This window comes from Lysobacter antibioticus, assembly GCF_001442535.1.
Taxonomy (GTDB): domain Bacteria; phylum Pseudomonadota; class Gammaproteobacteria; order Xanthomonadales; family Xanthomonadaceae; genus Lysobacter; species Lysobacter antibioticus.
Genome location: NZ_CP013141.1, coordinates 1,193,775 through 1,210,891, shown reverse-complemented (window position 1 = coordinate 1,210,891; position 17,117 = coordinate 1,193,775). Strand labels below are relative to the sequence as shown.

At 68.3% G+C, this 17,117-nt stretch carries 12 protein-coding genes; 1 reads left to right on the top strand and 11 read right to left on the bottom strand.

Annotation, left to right across the window (positions count from 1 at the left end):
- Positions 1-28 precede the first annotated feature (28 nt).
- The 11 genes from GLA29479_RS05075 to purB form a co-directional block, all read right to left on the bottom strand.
- A complete protein-coding gene (locus GLA29479_RS05075; RefSeq protein ID WP_057970972.1) occupies positions 29-622 on the bottom strand; it encodes an LOG family protein in 594 nt (197 codons plus the stop codon).
- A 179-nt stretch (positions 623-801) separates the two neighbouring features.
- Positions 802-2,226, bottom strand: a complete 1,425-nt coding sequence (gene lpdA, locus GLA29479_RS05070; protein ID WP_057917874.1) for a dihydrolipoyl dehydrogenase — start codon at positions 2,224-2,226, stop codon at positions 802-804.
- Between the two features lie 119 nt (positions 2,227-2,345).
- Positions 2,346-3,554, bottom strand: coding sequence for a dihydrolipoyllysine-residue succinyltransferase (gene sucB, locus GLA29479_RS05065; RefSeq protein ID WP_057970971.1), 1,209 nt, complete (start codon positions 3,552-3,554; stop codon positions 2,346-2,348).
- Positions 3,555-3,623: 69 nt separating this feature from the next.
- Positions 3,624-6,458 (bottom strand): 2-oxoglutarate dehydrogenase E1 component, encoded by a 2,835-nt coding sequence (locus tag GLA29479_RS05060; protein WP_057917876.1) that lies wholly within the window; start codon positions 6,456-6,458, stop codon positions 3,624-3,626.
- Between the two features lie 257 nt (positions 6,459-6,715).
- Positions 6,716-7,618, bottom strand: a complete 903-nt coding sequence (locus GLA29479_RS05055) for a GNAT family N-acetyltransferase (protein WP_057970970.1) — start codon at positions 7,616-7,618, stop codon at positions 6,716-6,718.
- Entirely contained in the window at positions 7,615-8,853 is a 1,239-nt protein-coding gene (locus tag GLA29479_RS05050) for a ribosomal protein uL16 3-hydroxylase (protein WP_057970969.1), read from the bottom strand. The genes GLA29479_RS05055 and GLA29479_RS05050 overlap by 4 nt, the downstream gene beginning before the upstream one ends.
- A gap of 55 nt (positions 8,854-8,908) precedes the next feature.
- Complete coding sequence (locus tag GLA29479_RS05045; RefSeq protein ID WP_057970968.1) at positions 8,909-9,757, bottom strand: ankyrin repeat domain-containing protein; 849 nt, start codon at positions 9,755-9,757, stop codon at positions 8,909-8,911.
- A gap of 207 nt (positions 9,758-9,964) precedes the next feature.
- Positions 9,965-11,413, bottom strand: coding sequence for a Tle-like phospholipase domain-containing protein (locus tag GLA29479_RS05040; RefSeq protein ID WP_057970967.1), 1,449 nt, complete (start codon positions 11,411-11,413; stop codon positions 9,965-9,967).
- Between the two features lie 114 nt (positions 11,414-11,527).
- Positions 11,528-11,932: a VOC family protein gene (locus GLA29479_RS05035; RefSeq protein WP_057920048.1), complete on the bottom strand. Its 405-nt coding sequence runs from the start codon at positions 11,930-11,932 to the stop codon at positions 11,528-11,530.
- A gap of 117 nt (positions 11,933-12,049) precedes the next feature.
- Positions 12,050-12,967 carry a subclass B3 metallo-beta-lactamase gene (gene bla / locus GLA29479_RS05030; RefSeq protein WP_082638290.1) on the bottom strand — a complete coding sequence of 306 codons (918 nt, stop codon included), beginning with the start codon at positions 12,965-12,967 and terminating at the stop codon, positions 12,050-12,052.
- 760 nt (positions 12,968-13,727) lie between these two features.
- Entirely contained in the window at positions 13,728-15,104 is a 1,377-nt protein-coding gene (gene purB, locus GLA29479_RS05025) for an adenylosuccinate lyase (protein WP_057917881.1), read from the bottom strand.
- A gap of 266 nt (positions 15,105-15,370) precedes the next feature.
- Between purB and GLA29479_RS05020 the strand changes: the two genes are divergently transcribed.
- Positions 15,371-16,900: a class II fumarate hydratase gene (locus GLA29479_RS05020; RefSeq protein ID WP_082638289.1), complete on the top strand. Its 1,530-nt coding sequence runs from the start codon at positions 15,371-15,373 to the stop codon at positions 16,898-16,900.
- Positions 16,901-17,117: the final 217 nt, after the last annotated feature.

Here is a 17,117-nt window from a genome sequence, read left to right as displayed (position 1 = left end):
CGGCCTCCTGTCCCTGGGGCTTTGTAGCTTAGCGCAGGGCGTTGCGCCGCTTCTCGTCCATCCACTTCGATGCGGCGGCCGGCTGGTACTCGCTCATCCAGGCCAGCATCGTGTCGAGGTCGTCGCCGTGCCACAGGTCGCGGCGCTGGTCGGCGTGCAGGAAGCGTTCTTCGACCATCCGGTCGAGCATCGACATCAGCGGCGAGTAGAAGCCGTCGATGTCGAGGAAGGCGCAAGGCTTGTTGCCGATGCCGAGCTGGCGCCAGGTCAGCATCTCGAACATTTCGTCGAGGGTGCCGAAGCCGCCGGGCAGGGCGACGAAACCGTCGGCGAGGTCGAACATGCGCGCTTTGCGTTCGTGCATCGAACCGACGATCTCCAGCTTGGTCAAGCCGCGGTGGGCGACTTCCCAGTTCACCAACTGCTCGGGAATCACCCCGATCGCTTCGCCGCCGGCTTCGAGCACCGCATCGGCGACCGTGCCCATCAGGCCGACGTTGCCGCCGCCGTAGACCAGGGCGATGCCGTCCTTGGCCATGCGCGTGCCGAGCGCCATCGCGCGTTCGGTATAGATCGGCTTGGAGCCGGAGTTGGAGCCGCAGTAGACGCAGAGGGTTTGCATGGGATTCGAGATTCGGGAGTCGGGATTCGGGATTGGCAAAAGCGGGAATTGTTGCGAGAGATTCGGCTCCGGGAGGCCTGAAAAGCAAAACGCCAGGCTAGGCCTGGCGTCTGCGTGAGAACCAGGCGAGGCGGGGTCGCTGTTGCGAATCCCGAATCCCCATTCCCGAATCCCGGCCGTCAATTGGCTTTATGAATCGCGCGCTTGTCGACCGCCATGGCCGCATCGTGGATCGCTTCCGACAGGGTCGGGTGGGCGTGGCAGATGCGGGCGAGGTCGTCGGCGGAGCCCTTGAACTCCATGGTCAGCACGCCTTCGTGGACGAGCTCGGAGACGCCGACGCCGACCAGGTGCAGGCCGAGGACGCGGTCGGTTTCGGCGTGGGCGATGACCTTGACGAAGCCGGCCGGCTCGCCCATGGCCACCGCACGGCCGATCGCCGCGAACGGGAAGCTGCCGGTCTTGTACGGCGTGCCTTCGGCCTTGAGCTGCTGCTCGGTCTGGCCGACCCAGGCGATTTCCGGCTCGGTGTAGATGACCCACGGGATGGTGTCGAAGTTGACGTGGCCCGGCAGGCCGGCGATGAGCTCGGCCACGGCGATGCCTTCCTCGAAGCCCTTGTGCGCCAGCATCGGCCCGCGCACGCAGTCGCCGACCGCCCACACGCCGTCGACGCCGGTGTGGCAGTGCTCGTCGACTTCGATCTGGCCGCGCTCGTTGAGCTTGACCCCGGTGCCCTCGGCCAACAGGCCCTTGCTGGCGGCGCGGCGGCCGACCGCGACGAGCAGCTTGTCGACCACCAGTTGCTGGTCGGCCTTGCCGTCGTTATAGGTCAGATGGACGCCGTCCTTCTGCACTTCGGCCTTGCTGACCTTGGCGCCGAGCTTGATCTCCAGGCCCTGCTTCTTGAATTCCTTGGCGGCGGTCTTGGCCACTTCGGCGTCGGCGACGGCGAGGAAGTCGGGCAGCGCTTCGAGGATGGTGACCTCGGCGCCGAGGCGCTTCCACACGCTGCCGAGTTCCAGGCCGATCACGCCGGCGCCGATCACGCCCAGGCGCTTGGGCACTTCGGTGAAGTCGAGCGCGCCGACGTTGTCGACGATCTTGTCGCCGTCGAACTTGGCGAACGGCAGTTCGATCGAATCCGAACCGGCGGCGATGATGACGTTGGTGCCCTTGAGCTCGACTTCCGAACCGTCGTGCTGCTTGACCTTGACGATGTTGCCCGGGTGCAGGGTGCCGAAGCCGTAGAACGGCGTGACCTTGTTGGCCTTGAACAGCATCGCGATGCCGCCGGTGAACTGCTTCACGATCTTGTCTTTGCGGCCGACCATGGTGCCGACGTCGATCTTGGCGTTGTCGGCGCTGATGCCGTGCTCGCCGAACAGGTGCTGCAGGTTCCAGTACTGGCGCGAGCTGTCGAGCAGCGCCTTGGACGGAATGCAGCCCACGCGCAGGCAGGTGCCGCCGAGGGCGGGCTTGCCGTCCTTGCCGAGTGCGGCGTCGATGCAGGCGGTCTTGAGGCCCAGCTGGGCGGCGCGGATGGCGGCGTGATAGCCGGCCGGACCGGCGCCGATGACGACTACGTCGAATTGCTCAGACATTGGGGGTCCTTGTTGGCTCGAAATGATTCAGGAGAAAAGGAGTGAGTATGGAAAAGTGAGAAATGAGTAAGGCAACGTCCGCCACTCACTCCTCACTCCTGTTGACTCTCAGCTCGCCCTTACATTCCCAGCAGCATGCGATGCGGATTTTCCAGCTGGTTCTTGATGTCGACCAGGAACAGCACCGCGTCCTTGCCGTCGATGATGCGGTGGTCGTAGGACAGGGCGATGTACATCATCGGCGCGGCGATCACGGCGCCGTTCTCGACGATGGCGCGCTCCTTGATCGCGTGCATGCCGAGGATGGCCGACTGCGGCGGGTTGACGATCGGGGTCGACATCAGCGAGCCGAAGGTGCCGCCGTTGGTGATGGTGAAGGTGCCGCCCTGCAGGTCTTCCAGCGCCAGCTTGCCGTCGCGCGCCTTCTTGGCGTAGTCGCCGATGGCCTTCTCGACCTCGGCGAAGCCCATGCGCTCGACATTGCGCAGGACCGGCGTGACCAGGCCCTTGTCGGTCGACACGGCGATCGAGATGTCGGCGTAGCCGTGATAGACGATGTCGTTGCCGTCGACCGAGGCGTTGACCACCGGGTGGCGCTGCAGCGCGTTGGCGGCGGCCTTGGCGAAGAAGCTCATGAAGCCGAGCTTGACGCCGTTGGCTTTCTCGAAGGACTCGCCCAGCTCCTTGCGCATCGCCATGACCTTGCCGAGGTTGACTTCGTTGAACGAGGTCAGCATCGCGATCGAATTCTTCGACTGCATCAGTCGCTCGGCGATGCGCGCGCGCATGCGGGTCATCGGCACGCGCTCTTCCGGGCGCGCGCCCGAGGCGTTGCCGACGCCGCCGGACTTGGCGTAGTTGAGGATGTCTTCCTTGGTGACCGCGCCCTTGCGGCCGGTGCCTTCGACCTGGGCAGCGTCGATGCCTTCCTTGTTCGCGGTGAAGCGTGCGCCCGGCGGCAGCTGGTCGTTGGACGCAGCGGCCTTCGGCGCTTCAGGCTTGGGCGTGATCGGCTGGGCGCCGGCGGCCGGCAGCGCTTCGGCCTTGGCGGCGGCCGGAGCGGCGGCGGCGGGCTGGGCCTCGGCGGCGGCACCGGCTTCGACGATCGCGAGCAGCTGCTGGCTGGTCACGGTCGAGCCTTCCTCGAACTTGATTTCCTTGAGCACGCCGTCGACCGGCGAGGGCACTTCGAGCACGACCTTGTCGGTTTCCAGATCGACCAGGTTCTCGTCGCGCTTGACCGCATCGCCCGGCTTCTTGTGCCACGTGGCGATCGTGGCGTCGGAGACCGACTCGGGAAGGACGGGGACTTTGATCTCGGTGCTCATGGGGCAGGCATCCTGGAGTGCTTGAAAGGGTGTGAGTCGTTCTTGGATGTGTGGTCGGCAGGCCAGCGCTTATTCAGCGCTGGACTCGCCTTGCAGCGAATTGACCAGCGCGTCGGCGACCAGCTTGGTCTGCTCGGCGACGTGGTCGGCCAGGTGGCCGGCCGCCGGCGACGGCGAACGCGCGCGGCCGGCGTAATGCAGGCTCTGCTTCGGCGCCAGGCAGGCGGACAGGTGGTGGCGGATCTGGTACCAGGCGCCCTGGTTCTGCGGCTCTTCCTGGCACCACACCACGTCCTTGGCCGCGCTGTAGCGCTTGAGTTCGGCCGCCAGCAGCTCGCGCGGGAACGGATACAACTGTTCGATGCGGAGCAGGGCGACGTCTTCCAGACCGTCCTTCTGCGCCTGCTCGAACAGGTCGTAATAGACCTTGCCCGAGCACAGCACGATGCGCTTGACCTTCTTGACGTTGGCCTGGGCGTCGGGGATCAGGTGCTGGAACTCGCCGTTGGCCAGCTCGTCCAGGGTCGAGACCGCGAGCTTGTGGCGCAGCAGCGACTTCGGCGTCATCACCACCAGCGGCTTGCGCGTGCTCATGCGCATCTGCCGGCGGATCATGTGATAGGCCTGGGCCGGCGTGGTCGGCGCGCAGACCAGCATGTTCTCGAGCGCGCACAGCTGCAGGAAGCGCTCCAGGCGCGCCGAGCTGTGCTCGGGGCCCTGGCCTTCGTAGCCGTGCGGCAGGAACAGCGCCAGGCCGCACAGACGGCCCCACTTGGCTTCGCCCGAGGACAGGAACTGGTCGATCACCACCTGGGCGCCGTTGGCGAAGTCGCCGAACTGGGCTTCCCAGATGTCCAGGGTCATGGGATCGGCGGTCGAATAGCCGTACTCGAACGCCATCACCGCTTCTTCGCTGAGCAGCGAGTCGATGATGGTCATGTCCGACGGCGTGCGCACCAGCTCGCGCAGCGGCATGACGTAGGCGTCGGTGCTCTGCTCGTGCAGGATCGCGTGGCGGTGGAAGAAGGTGCCGCGGCCGCTGTCCTGGCCGACCAGGCGCAGCTTGTAGCCTTCGCTGAGCAGGGTGGCGTAGGCCAGGTTCTCGGCGAAGCCCCAGTCGCCGCCGAGCTCGCCGGCGGCCATCTTGCGGCGGTCTTCGTAGATCTTGGCCACGCGCGGGTGCAGCTTGACGTTGTCGGCGACCGCATTGATCTGGGTGGCCAGGGCGTCGAGCTTGCTGCGCTCGAACTTGGTGTCGACCGGGTCGCTGAGCTTGCCCGACAGGTACTTGGACCAGTCGATGGTGAACTCGTCCGGCTTGACCTCGACCAGCTCGGTGGTGACCGCGCCCTGATCGAGCTTGTCGCGGTAGGTGTCGACCAACGCCTGCGCGTCTTCGGCCTTGAGCACGCCTTCGGAAACGAGGCGGTCGGCGTACAGCTCGCGCGGGGTCTTGTGCTTGCGGATCACCTGGTACATCAGCGGCTGGGTCGCGGCCGGCTCGTCGGCCTCGTTATGGCCGTGGCGGCGGTAGCAGACCAGGTCGATGACCACGTCGCGGCCGAAGCGCTGACGGAAGTCGAGCGCCAGTTCGGCGCAGAACACCACCGCTTCCGGGTCGTCGCCGTTCACGTGCAGGATCGGCGCGCCGACCATCTTGGCCACGTCGGTGCAGTACAGCGTCGAACGCGCGTCCTGGCGCTCGCTGGTGGTGAAGCCGACCTGGTTGTTGATGACGATGTGGACCGTGCCGCCGACCGCGAAACCGCGCGCCTGCGACATCTGGAACAGCTCCATGCCGACGCCCTGACCGGCGAACGCGGCGTCGCCGTGCAGCAGCACCGGCAGCACTTGCGCGCGACCGTTCTCGCCGCGGCGGGTCTGGCGCGAACGCACGCTGCCGGCGACCACCGGGTTGACGATTTCCAGGTGCGAGGGGTTAAACGCCAGCGCCAGGTGGACCGGGCCGCCGGGAGTGGCGACGTCGGCGCTGAAGCCCATGTGGTACTTCACGTCGCCGGTGTGGGCGTGCTCGTCGTGGTCGAACTTGCCTTCGAACTCGTCGAACAGCTTGCGCGGCGGCTTGCCGAGGGTGTTGACCAGGACGTTGAGGCGGCCGCGGTGGGCCATGCCGATCACCACGTCCTGCACGCCCTGATCGCCGGCGCGGCGAATGGTCACGTCCATCAGCGGGATCAGCGCGTCGCCGCCTTCCAGCGAGAAGCGCTTCTGGCCGACGTACTTGGTGCCGAGGTAGCGCTCCAGGCCGTCGGCCGCGGTCAGGCGCTCGAGGATGCGCTTCTTGTCGTCGGCGCTGCGGGCGAACTTGCCGCCGGCGCCTTCCAGGCGTTCGTACATCCAGCGGCGCTGTTCGGCGTCGGCGATGTGCATGAACTCCGCGCCGATCGGGCCGGTGTAGGTGGCCTTGAGCAGGGCGAGCAGGTCGCCGAGCTTCATGCGTTCCTTGCCGGCGACGCCGCCGGTGCTGAACTCACCGGACAGATCGCTTTCGGACAGGCGGTGGAAGCCCAGCGCCAGGTCCGGCGCTTCCGGCTTCTCGAGCAGGCCGAGCGGATCGATGTTGGCGGCGAGGTGGCCGCGCGAACGGTAGGCGGTGATCACCTTGCCGACCGAGCGCTCGCGCTCGTCGCTGGCCTGGGAACCGCCCGCGGCGGCCGTTACGACGCCCCGGGAGGCGGCGCGGCTGGCGGCGGCGATGCTTTCAATGGCGGCCGAATGCGGGATGTCCCCGGCTTCGCGGCCCTTGAACCCGTCGAAATAGGCTTTCCATTTGCCCCCGACGCTTTCGGGGTCGACCAGGTACTGCTCGTACAGGTCTTCGATGAAGGCGGCGTTGGCGCCGAGTTGCGAGGATTGCGAGAACTGCTTCAGGAGACTGTCCACGATGGCTATCGGGAAACTCTAGGTGGGCGGATTGGGGTCGCGCATACGCCAGGGGCGCGCGGACAAGGCCCGGAATTATAGCGGTAGTGTTAAGGCCAGCGGCATAACTACTTATGTCTAAGCGGCCGATTTTGTTCGATATCCGATGCCGGGGCGGATACGGACCGTTCCGGCAATGCCGCTTGGCGCGGGGCGGCAGGGCGATTGCGGGTGGCGGGACCCGCGCCAGGCCCGCTTGGCGACGATTTACCCGAGCCTCAGATTCCGAGCGCGCGGTACTCGCTGCAGGGGCGGGCGCGCTCCCAGACCGGGTCGAAATGCGCGCGCAGCTGGCGCGCGCGTGCGCCGCCGTCGAGCTGGGTCTCGCCGTCGTAGCGGTGGCCGAGGGGGCGGTAGTACCAACCGTCGCGGTCGTTGACCAGGTAGGCCGAGGGATATTTCAGGTCGACCGGCTCTTCGATGGCGCGGAACTCGAACACGCTCGACAGGCGCTGGCTCAGCCCGATCAACGGTGCGAGCGCGCGTTGCGGCGCGCCGGGGTCGTGCAGCAGCACCCGGATCGCGCCGCCGGAGGTGGCGAGCCGGCGCAGCGCGGCGACCACCTCGGGCCGGTCGAGCAGGCCCGGGTCGAGGTCGCGGCTGTAGATCGACAGGCCGCGGCGGGCGTTGGCGATGACCCCGGCCAGGGCGGCGAGGGCGGCGGCGCGGGTCTCGACGGGGTTGGCGGCGTCGAGCAACAAACGCATCGACTGGTGATCGATACCGGCTTCGACGAAACGATCGCCGAACGGCAGGAAGCCGCGGCGGGCATAGAAACCGATCGCGCTGGCCTGGGCGTGCAGGGACAGCTCGCGCCAGCCGAGCTGGCGGGCGCGTTCGATCAGGGCATCGAGCAGGGCCTCGCCGACGCCGCGGCCGCGCCAGCCGGCGAGCACGGCCATGCGGCCGATGCGCCGGTCCGGGGTCAGCCGGCCGGTGCCGATGGGGCGTTCTTCGGCGTCCAGGGCCAGCACGTGCTGGCACAGCGGGTCGTGCGGGTCGAGTTCGATCTCGGCCGGGACCTGTTGTTCCTGCACGAACACGGCCTCGCGCACCGCGCGCAGCGCCGCCAGGGCGGCGGCGTAATCGGCGACGGCGACGACCCGGAACCCGGCGCTCATTCGTCCTCCCCAGCGTCCTCGTCGTCGATGCCGAGGCGGTAGTGGCCGGCGGCGATGAGTTCCTGGACGCAATCGCGGCCGGCTTCGGACAGCGCCGAATACACGGCGGCGTCGATTTCGGCGGCGGCCGAGATGGCCTGGGCGTCGCCGGCGGGTAGGGCGAATTCCTGGCCGCTGACGTAGAGCCGGGCCACGGCGCCGTGCGCTTTGGCCCGCTTGGCCGGTTGCGCATGGGCCTTGCGCCAGGCCATGCGCGACCACGGATGGCGCCACAGGCTGGCGCCGCGTTCGAGGTCCCATTCGATCTCGATGCGCGAGCGCGGGTCGTCATGGCCGGACGAGACTTCGCCGGCGGCGCGGTAGACGGTGATGAAGCGGCCGAACCAGTCGCCGAGGCGGTCGGGGTCGTTCATGCGCAGGACGTTCAAGGCCTCGACCACCCGGCCCATCGCCGCGGCATCGATCTCGTTGGGATCGGCCGGCGGGCTCAGGTCGGGGTCGTGGTAGCGCAGGCTCTCGTCGGCTTCGGCGGCCAGGGTGTCGATGAAGTCGCCCATCAACTCGGCCGCCGAGGGCGCACGCATGCCGACCGAGAAGGTCAGGCAGGCATCCTCGGCGACGCCGTGGTGCGGCACGCCGGGCGGCAGGTACAGCATGTCGCCGGGGCCGAGCACCCAGTCGTGGCTCGGCTCGAACTCGCGCAGCAGCTTGAGCTCGGCGTCCGGGCGGAAGTCCTGCGGCGCGCCGGGGCGGGCGTCGATCTGCCAGCGCCGGTGGCCCTGGGCCTGCAGCAGGAACACGTCGTACTGGTCGACATGGGCGCCGACCGAACCGCCGGGCGCGGCGAACGAGACCATGATGTCGTCGATGCGCCAGCGCGGCAGGAAATCGAAGGCCGGCAACAGGGCGGCGACGTCGGCGTCCCACTTGTCGACGTCCTGGACCAACAGCGTCCAGTCCTGGTGCGGCATGCCGGGGAACTCGGACTCCTCGAACGGCCCATGCCGCAGCGAGTAACGATCGTTCGCGCGATCGTGCTGGATCAGGCGCGCCAGCACGCCCTCCTCGCAGGCCAGGCCGGCCAGGTCTTCGGGTTGGATCGGCGATTGCAGGCCGGGGAAGGCGTTGCGGATCAGCAGCGGGCGTTTCTGCCAGTAGTCGCGCAGGAACACGGCCGGCGGCATGCCGAGCGGCGGGCGTCGAGCGGCGTCGACTTCGATGAGAGGCGATTTCATGGGCGCGAAGTCTACGCCAGGGGCGTCGCGCTTGGCGTCGTCGTGGGTAGCGGAATCAGCGCGGCGTCAACGCGTCTTTCAGTTCGCTTTCGCGGCGTTCGATGTCGGTCTTGAGATCGCCGCCGCCTTCATGATGGGTAGCTGGCGCGGCCTGGCCGCCGCCGCCGAGTTCGCCGCCGCCCTGGGCCAGGCGCAAACGCTGCAGATGCGCCGGCTCGCGCGGCAGGGTCAGGTCGCGTGCGGCCAGCAATTGCTGACAGCGCTGCTGCCATTGCGCGAGTTGCGGGAATCTGCCGCCGTCGACCGGCCACCAGTAGACGTTCTCGACCACGGTCTGGGCGCCGATGCGCTCGGGCTTGGCCGCGCTTTCGAGGCGGTGGGTGGGGTCGGCGCCGCGTTCGAGCAGCCAATGGGCCTTGTCGAACTGGCCGCGCGAGTAATACGTCAGCAAGGTGTCGCCGCTGTCGCCATGGGCCGGCGCATCGATGTCGGCGCCGTGCTCGATCAGCAATTTGACGTTGTCCCATTGCCCGGCGAGCGCGGCGATCCGGGTCAGCGGTTGCCGGTCGAGGTCGCTGGTGTCGGCGCGGCCGCCGCGTTCTAGGAAGGCGCGCAGGATCTCCGGCGATTCGGCTTTCGCCGCCCACACCATGACCGTGCCGACCGCGGGCACGGCGCGGTTGGGGTCGGCGCCGGCATCGAGCAAGGCGGCGACGCCGGCGGCATTGCCGCGCAACACCGGCCAAGCCAACAGCGGCAGGCCGCCCGGGGACACCGCATTCGCATCGGCGTGGCGCTCCTTGACCAGCCGCTGCACCTCGTCGCCGCGACCGGCCGCGGCCGCCTGCGCGAGTTCGAGTTCCGGACCGTTGAAATGTTGCTCGATGTGCAGGTTCGGGGTCATGGCGACGACGGGCTCGGCAGAAGGTTTGGGTGCGACCGCGGGCATCGGTGCGGAGTTGCTGCAGGCGCACAGCGCCACCAGCAGCGAAGGCGCCCAGTGAGGGCACGAACCGCCTCGGGGGAAGGGCGCGCGGGTCATGTCGGCAGTATGGCCACTGCGGCAATCATCCGGCGTGAGTCCGGCTCGGCAAGGCTCATCGGCCTGGGCTCAGCCGTCGAGCTGTTCGCGCAAGGCCGCTTCTTCGCTGTCGATGTGGCTGGCCATGGAGTCGTCGAACACGCCGAAGCTATGCCGGTCGACCATTTCCAGCACGCTGGGGATGGTATCGGGCTCCAGCCCGGCCTCGATCGCGGTGGCCACGCCGGTCTCGATGGCGTCGGTCGCGTCGGCGGCCAGATCGCCGCCTTGCTCGACCAGGTCGCCCAGCGATTCGATGCCGTCGCCGAGGGTTTCCACACCGTCGCCGAACGCGCCGAGGATCGCGCCGGCCGGGCCGGGCAGATGCTCGTCGATGAATTCGGTGCCGCTGTCGATCAGGTCGGTGAAGCCGCCGACGATGTCGCCGAACAGGCCGCCGCCGTCGCCGACGGTCTCGGCGATGTCGCCGAGTTCGCCGATCGGCAATTGGTCGGAGGCGGCGTTGATGCCGTCGATGGTGTCGTCGAGCGAGACGATGTCGGGACGCGCTTCGCCGTTTTCGTCGGTGGCCTCGAGGGTGACCCGGCGGCCGACCGCGTCGGGCAGGGCCAGCACGCTGTCGGCGGTGGCGTTGGTCGGCAGCACCACATCGTCCTGCAGACGGTTCGCGGCCAGGCCGACGCCATTGAGGATGGCGGCGAAGCCGGCGGCGTTGTCCTCGGACAAGCCCGAGGTCGCGGCCTGCAATTCGGTCAGCAGGTCGCCGTCGACGTTATAGGTGGTGATGTTGCCGTCGGCCTGTTCGAAGCTGAGGCCGCGCTCGGCCAGTGCGGCCTCGACCGTGGCCGGGTTCACGCCGGCCGGGTTGGAGACGATGCCCGGGTTGCCGGTGACCAGCGCCGCCGCGGTGGCGAGGCCGCCGCCGAGCGAGTGGCCGCTGAAGATCACGTTGTCGCCGCCGTGTTCGGCGACCGAACTGGCGATGTCGATGGCCTGGTTGTAATAGGCCTCGTCGTTGCCGAGCGCCTGGGCGACGTCGGCGTTGACGTCCTCCAGGTCGGCGAAGTCGGTGCCCTCGAACTGCAGCACCGGCGCCGCATCGGGGCCGAACACCGCCGGGTCGGGGATGAACAGCTCGGCGTTGAAGCCGGAGCCTTCGGGATGCAACTGCTCCGGGGTCAGCCCGTACTGCTCCAACTCGGCCTCGCTGGCGCGATGCCAGCCATCCGGCACCGGGTCGTCGGCGCCGAGCGAGCGGCTCAGGGCCAGCACTTCACGGTCGTGGTACAGCGTTTGCAGCGCTTCGGTCTGCTGCCACAGGGCGCCGTCCTGGTCCTGCTGCGCCTGGGTATAGCCCTGCGTGAGCAGTTCGCGTTGTTCCGGGTTCGAGGTCGCGGCGTTGACCCGCGCTTGAATCTGTTCGGGAGTCTGCGCCGGCGGCGGAGGCGGCGGCTCCTGCTGCAGGACTTGTTCGACGACACGGGAGACGCTTTGGACGAAATCGGTGACGAAGGACATGACCGCGATCCGGGCTGTGACGGCTGCCGCGAATCTCGCCACAAGCTGCGCCGCTCCGCCATCCGGGCGGACCCTAGCCTAGGGTTCGCCCCGGGGGGCGCAGATCAGTCCAGCTCAGTCCGGGTTTGCGATCTCGTCGTAGCCGCGGCCGACGAACTGCAGCAGGCACCAGCCATTCCCGAACGGGTCGGCGATCTGGACGATGCGGCCCCAACGGGTGCTGCGGATACGGTCTTCCTGCGCCGCGCCGGCCGCGACCGCGCGGGCGAGCGCGGCTTCGATGTCGTCGACGACCACATCGCAGTGCACCGGCGTCCAATGACGCGAATACACCCGTACGTCGTGTCCGGCGGCCTGACTGCCTTCTTTCTTGAGCAGCAGGTAGATCGGCGCTTCGCCGCCGAGCAGTTCGACCACTTGATCGCCGAAACGGCGGCCGACCCGCAGGCCGAAGGCTTCGGTATAGAACGCGGTGGCCTCGTCGAGATGCGGTACGTCGATGTTGATCAATTGTTTCATCGGGCGGCTCCGCAGGCGATAGCCGCCGATCATGCGCGCTCCCGCGCTAAGGCCGTGTGGCGATGCGGGCCATGCCGTTGTCGGCGTAGCCCGCATGCGGGGCAGGCAGGCGCGGGCTCAAGGTGCCGACGCGCGTTCCTTGGCCAGGCGATCTTCGAGCTTGCCGGCCCCGGTCGCGGCGTACGCGCGACAATCGGTCGAAGTGCCCTGCGGCGCACCCGGCGCTGCGTCCAGTCGCGCCAGCAGGTTACTGGCGTTGGGGTGCGGGGTCACCAGGATGTCGCAAGGCAGCGCGGCGACGGTCTCGATGCTGCGGCGGAACGCGGCCAGTACGCCGGGATGGGCGGTTTCGTCGCTGTAGCGGTACACGTCGTCGGTGAAGGGCGTGAGGCTGTCGGCATAGGCGATCGCGCGGCACTCGCCGGCCCCGTCGCAGGCGCGCCAGCTCCAACTGGTGCCGCCGGGCGTGTGACCCGGAGTGGCGTGTGCGGTCAGCACGATCGGCCCCAGGCTCAGGGTTTCGCCGTCGCCGATGGCGCGTACCGCGGTCACCGGCGGGAACGGCGACACGCTCAGGAACTGCGGATCGCTGCGGTCGCCTTTGCCGGTTTCCAGCGCGGCGATGGCTGGCCTACGCGCGACCACGGTCGCGCCGGTGACGCGCTGCAGATAGGCGAGGCCGCCGGCGTGGTCGTTGTGTTCGTGCGAATTGAGCAGATAGCGGACCTCGCGCGGATCGAAACCGAGCGTGCGGATATTGGCTTCGATCTGCGGCGCGGCTTTTTCGGTGGCGCCGTCGACCAGCACATGGCCCTGCTCGGAGGTGATCAACACCGCGCTGAGCCCGCAGGTGCCGACGTACCAGGTATTGCCGTGGATGCGGCGCGGCTGGGTAGGCTGGTTCCAGTCCGGATCGGCCGCACACGGCGCGACGGCGGTGCCGGCGGAGGCGGTGGGAGCGGGCGTCGATGTCGACGCGCAGGAGGCCAATACGCAGATCAGGGAAGCGGCCAGCAGGCCGTCACGCAAAGACATCGGCGGATCCGAACGGAAGCGAAGGGGCGCTCACTATGTTCGATCGCGTCGTGCAGTGGAACCGCAAGATGCGCAAAGCGCGTTCTATCCAACTTTAGGAGCGACGCATCCCTTGGCTTTTGGCTGTGGGGTAGGAGCGACGCAAGTCGCGACCGCGCCGCCCCATGTTCGCGACGCCGCTGTCTGAAAGCCCGCGATCGCGGCTCGCGCCGCTTCTACGCAGACGCGACGCATCGCTCGGGCTTTTGGCTTTGGGGTAGGAGCGACGCAAGTCGCGACCGCGTCGCCCTAGGATCGGGGCGCGACTACCCGCAACCCCGCGGTCGCGGCTCGCGCCGCTCCTACACAGACGCGACGCATCGCTCGGGCTTTTGGCTTTGGGGTAGGAGCGACGCAAGTCGCGACCGCGTCGCCCCAGGATCGGGGCGCAACTATCTGCAACCCCGCGGTCGCGGCTCGCGCCGCTCCTACACAGACGCGACGCATCGCTCGGGCTTTTGGCTTTGGGGTAGGAGCGACGCAAGTCGCGACCGCGTCGCCCCAGGATCGGGGCGCAACTACCTGCAACCCCGCGGTCGCGGCTCGCGCCGCTCCTACACAGACGCGACGCATCGCTCGGGCTTTCGGCTTTTGGCTTTGGGGTAGGAGCGACGCAAGTCGCGACCGCGTCGCCCCAGGATCGGGGCGCAACTATCTGCAACCCCGCGGTCGCGGCTCGCGCCGCTTCTACCCTGGAGCGGATCGCATCGTCGTCCGCGAATCAGATCTCGCGCGCCAGCTTCTCGGCCAGGCCGGTGTAGCTGCCCGGGGTCATCGCCATCAGGCGCTGTTTGTCCTCGGCCGGCAGCTCCAGCGAGGCGATGAACTCGCGCATCGAGGCTTCGTTGATGCCGTGGCCGCGGGTCAACGCCTTGAGTTGTTCGTACGGGTTCGGCAGGCCGTGACGGCGCATCACCGTCTGCACCGCTTCGGCCAACACTTCCCAGGACGCGTCGAGATCGGCGGCAAGGCGCTCGGGGTTGGCGCTGAGCTTGCCCAGGCCGCGCAGCAGCGCGTCCAGGCCGATCAGGGCGTGGCCGAAGGCGGTGCCGAGCGCGCGCAGCACGGTCGAGTCGGTCAGGTCGCGCTGCCAGCGGCTGATCGGCAGCTTGGCGGCGAAATGCTCGAACAGGGCGTTGGCGATGCCGAAATTGCCTTCGGCGTTCTCGAAGTCGATCGGGTTGACCTTGTGCGGCATGGTCGAGCTGCCGACTTCGCCGGCCTTGACCGACTGCTTGAAGTAACCCAGCGAGATATAGCCCCAGACGTCGCGGCACAGATCGATGCAGATCGTGTCGATGCGGCGCTGCGCGTCGCAGACTTCGGCGATGCCGTCGTGCGGTTCGATCTGGGTGGTGTAGGGCTGCCAGTCCAGGCCCAGCGAAGCGACGAAGCGCTGGGCGAAGGCCGGCCAGTCGATGTCCGGATAGGCCGAGACGTGGGCGTTGTAGTTGCCGACCGCGCCGTTGATCTTGCCCGGCATCTGCGCGCCGGCGAGGGTCTCGCCCTGGCGTTGCAGGCGCGCGACCACGTTGGCGATTTCCTTGCCGACCGTGGTCGGCGAGGCGGTCTGGCCGTGGGTGCGCGACAGCATCGGCAGGGCGGCGTAGTCGTGCGCCATCGCGCGCAGCTTCTGGATCAGCTCGTCCAGGCGCGGCAGCAGCACGTGCTGGCGGGCCTCGTTGAGCATCAGCGCGTAGCTGAGGTTGTTGATGTCCTCGCTGGTGCAGGCGAAATGCACGAACTCCAGGGCCGGGCCGAGTTCGGCGTCGTCCTTGAGGCGTTCCTTGATCAGGTACTCGACCGCCTTGACGTCGTGATTGGTGGTGCGTTCGATCTCCTTGACCCGCGCCGCGTCCTCGATCGACAGCTCGTCGGCGAGCTTGCGCAGGCGGGCGGCGGCGGCTTGCGAGAACGGCTCGAGTTCGACGATGCCGGGCTCGTTCGCCAGCGCCAGCAGCCACTCCACCTCGACCTTGACGCGGGCCTTGATCAGGCCGAATTCGGAGAAGATCGGCCGCAGCGCGTCGACCTTGCCGGCATAGCGGCCATCGAGCGGGGACAGGGCGAGCAGGGTGGTCTTGGGGTCGGCAGACATGGCACGCGCAGGGCAGTAAACAGTCCGCCATTCTACAGCCACGCCGCCCCGGGCCGCTCCGGGCCCCCATGCCGCCTCCAAGACACCCGGATACAGCCGGATTTGGCGGTTCGCGGCCGCGCTCTCGACGCCCGCCGCGGTCGTGGCCATGATGGCGCCCGCCAGCCGCTGCACGCGCCAGCTCCCATGATCCGCCGGGCGTATCCTCGCAGCATCCGCGATACGCAGCGGCGCCTCGCGTCCCCCTTGAATCGATGGAGCTGGCCATGGCGACTTCCGCCAAGAGTGAAAGCAAGACCGCAAGCAAGACCGCGCCCAAGCGCGACGGCAAGCGCGCGGCGGATACGTCCGCGGCGGGCAAGGGCGCTACGGGCAAGCGAGCGACGGGCAAGCCCGCTGCCGGCTTCCGCCTCGAACACGACAGCATGGGCGAGCTCAGCGTGCCCGCCGAAGCCTTGTGGGGCGCACAGACCCAGCGTGCGGTGCAGAACTTCCCGATCTCCGGCGTGCCGATGCCGCGCGAATTCATCCGCGCGCTGGCCCTGGTCAAGGGCGCGGCGGCCGAGGTCAATGCCGGTTTCGGCCTGCTCGACAAGGGCCCGGCGGCGGCAATCCGCGCCGCGGCGGCCGAAGTCGCCGAAGGCCGTCACGATGCGCACTTCCCGATCGACGTCTACCAGACCGGCTCGGGCACGTCGAGCAACATGAACGCCAACGAGGTCATCGCGACCCTGGCCACGCGCGCCGGCAAGCATGCGATCCACCCCAACGACCACGTCAATCTCGGCCAGAGCTCGAACGACGTCATCCCGACCACGATCCGGGTGTCGGCGCAGTTGGCGGTAACCGAAGCCTTGTTGCCGGCGCTCAAGCACCTGCGCAAGACCATCGAGGCGCGTGCCAAGGAACTGGCCAAGGTCACCAAGACCGGCCGCACCCATCTGATGGATGCGATGCCGCTGACCTTCGGCCAGGAGTTCGGCGCCTGGGCGGCGCAATTGAGCTCGGCGCAGGCGCGCATCGAGGACAGCCTGAAGCGGTTGCGGCGTCTGCCGATCGGGGGTACCGCGATCGGCACCGGCATCAACGCCGATCCGCGCTTCGGCAAGGCCATGGCCAAGGCCTTGTCGGCCGCGACCGGCAGCAAGTTCGAGTCGGCCGCGGACAAGTTCGAGGGCTTGGCGGCGCAGGACGACGCGGTCGAGCTGTCGGGTCAACTCAATGCGTTGGCGGTGGCGCTGATGAAGATCGGCAACGACCTGCGCTGGATGAACTCCGGGCCGCTCGCGGGCCTGGGCGAGATCGAACTGCCGGCACTGCAGCCGGGCAGCTCGATCATGCCGGGCAAGGTCAATCCGGTGATTCCCGAAGCTTTGGCGATGGTCTGCGCGCAGGTCATCGGCCACCACGCAGCGATCACCGTGGCCGGGCAGAGCGGCAACTTCCAGCTCAACGTGATGCTGCCGCTGATCGCCCACGACCTGCTCGATTCGATCCGCCTGCTGGGCAACGCCATGCGCCTGCTCGCCGACAGCAGCATCGCCGGCTTGAAGGTGCGCCAGGCGCATGTGCGCGAAGCACTGGACCGCAACCCGATCCTGGTCACCGCGCTCAACCCGATCATCGGCTACGAAAAGGCCGCGGCGATTGCCAAGCAGGCCTACAAGGAAGGGCGTCCGGTGCTGGAGGTGGCGATGGCTGCGACCGGCCTGCCGGAAAAACAGCTGCGACGCCTGCTCGACCCGACCGCGCTGACCCGCGGCGGCATTCACGGAGGCGGCGGCGGTGGCGGTTGAAGCGGCCGCCGGGGGCCGGAGCCCAGGGCGGCCCGGATCTCCGGCCGGGATGCCCGAACGTTCCGATTTCACGGCACATTCACGGACGTAGCCCGGACATCGCGCCCGTCAGCGAATTGTTCGAGGATTTTATTTCGCGACCTGAGTGGGGTTTCGCGACGAGGCCGTTTCGCTATCCTCGCTGCGCATACAGGCAGCAATCCAGTCGCCGGGACAT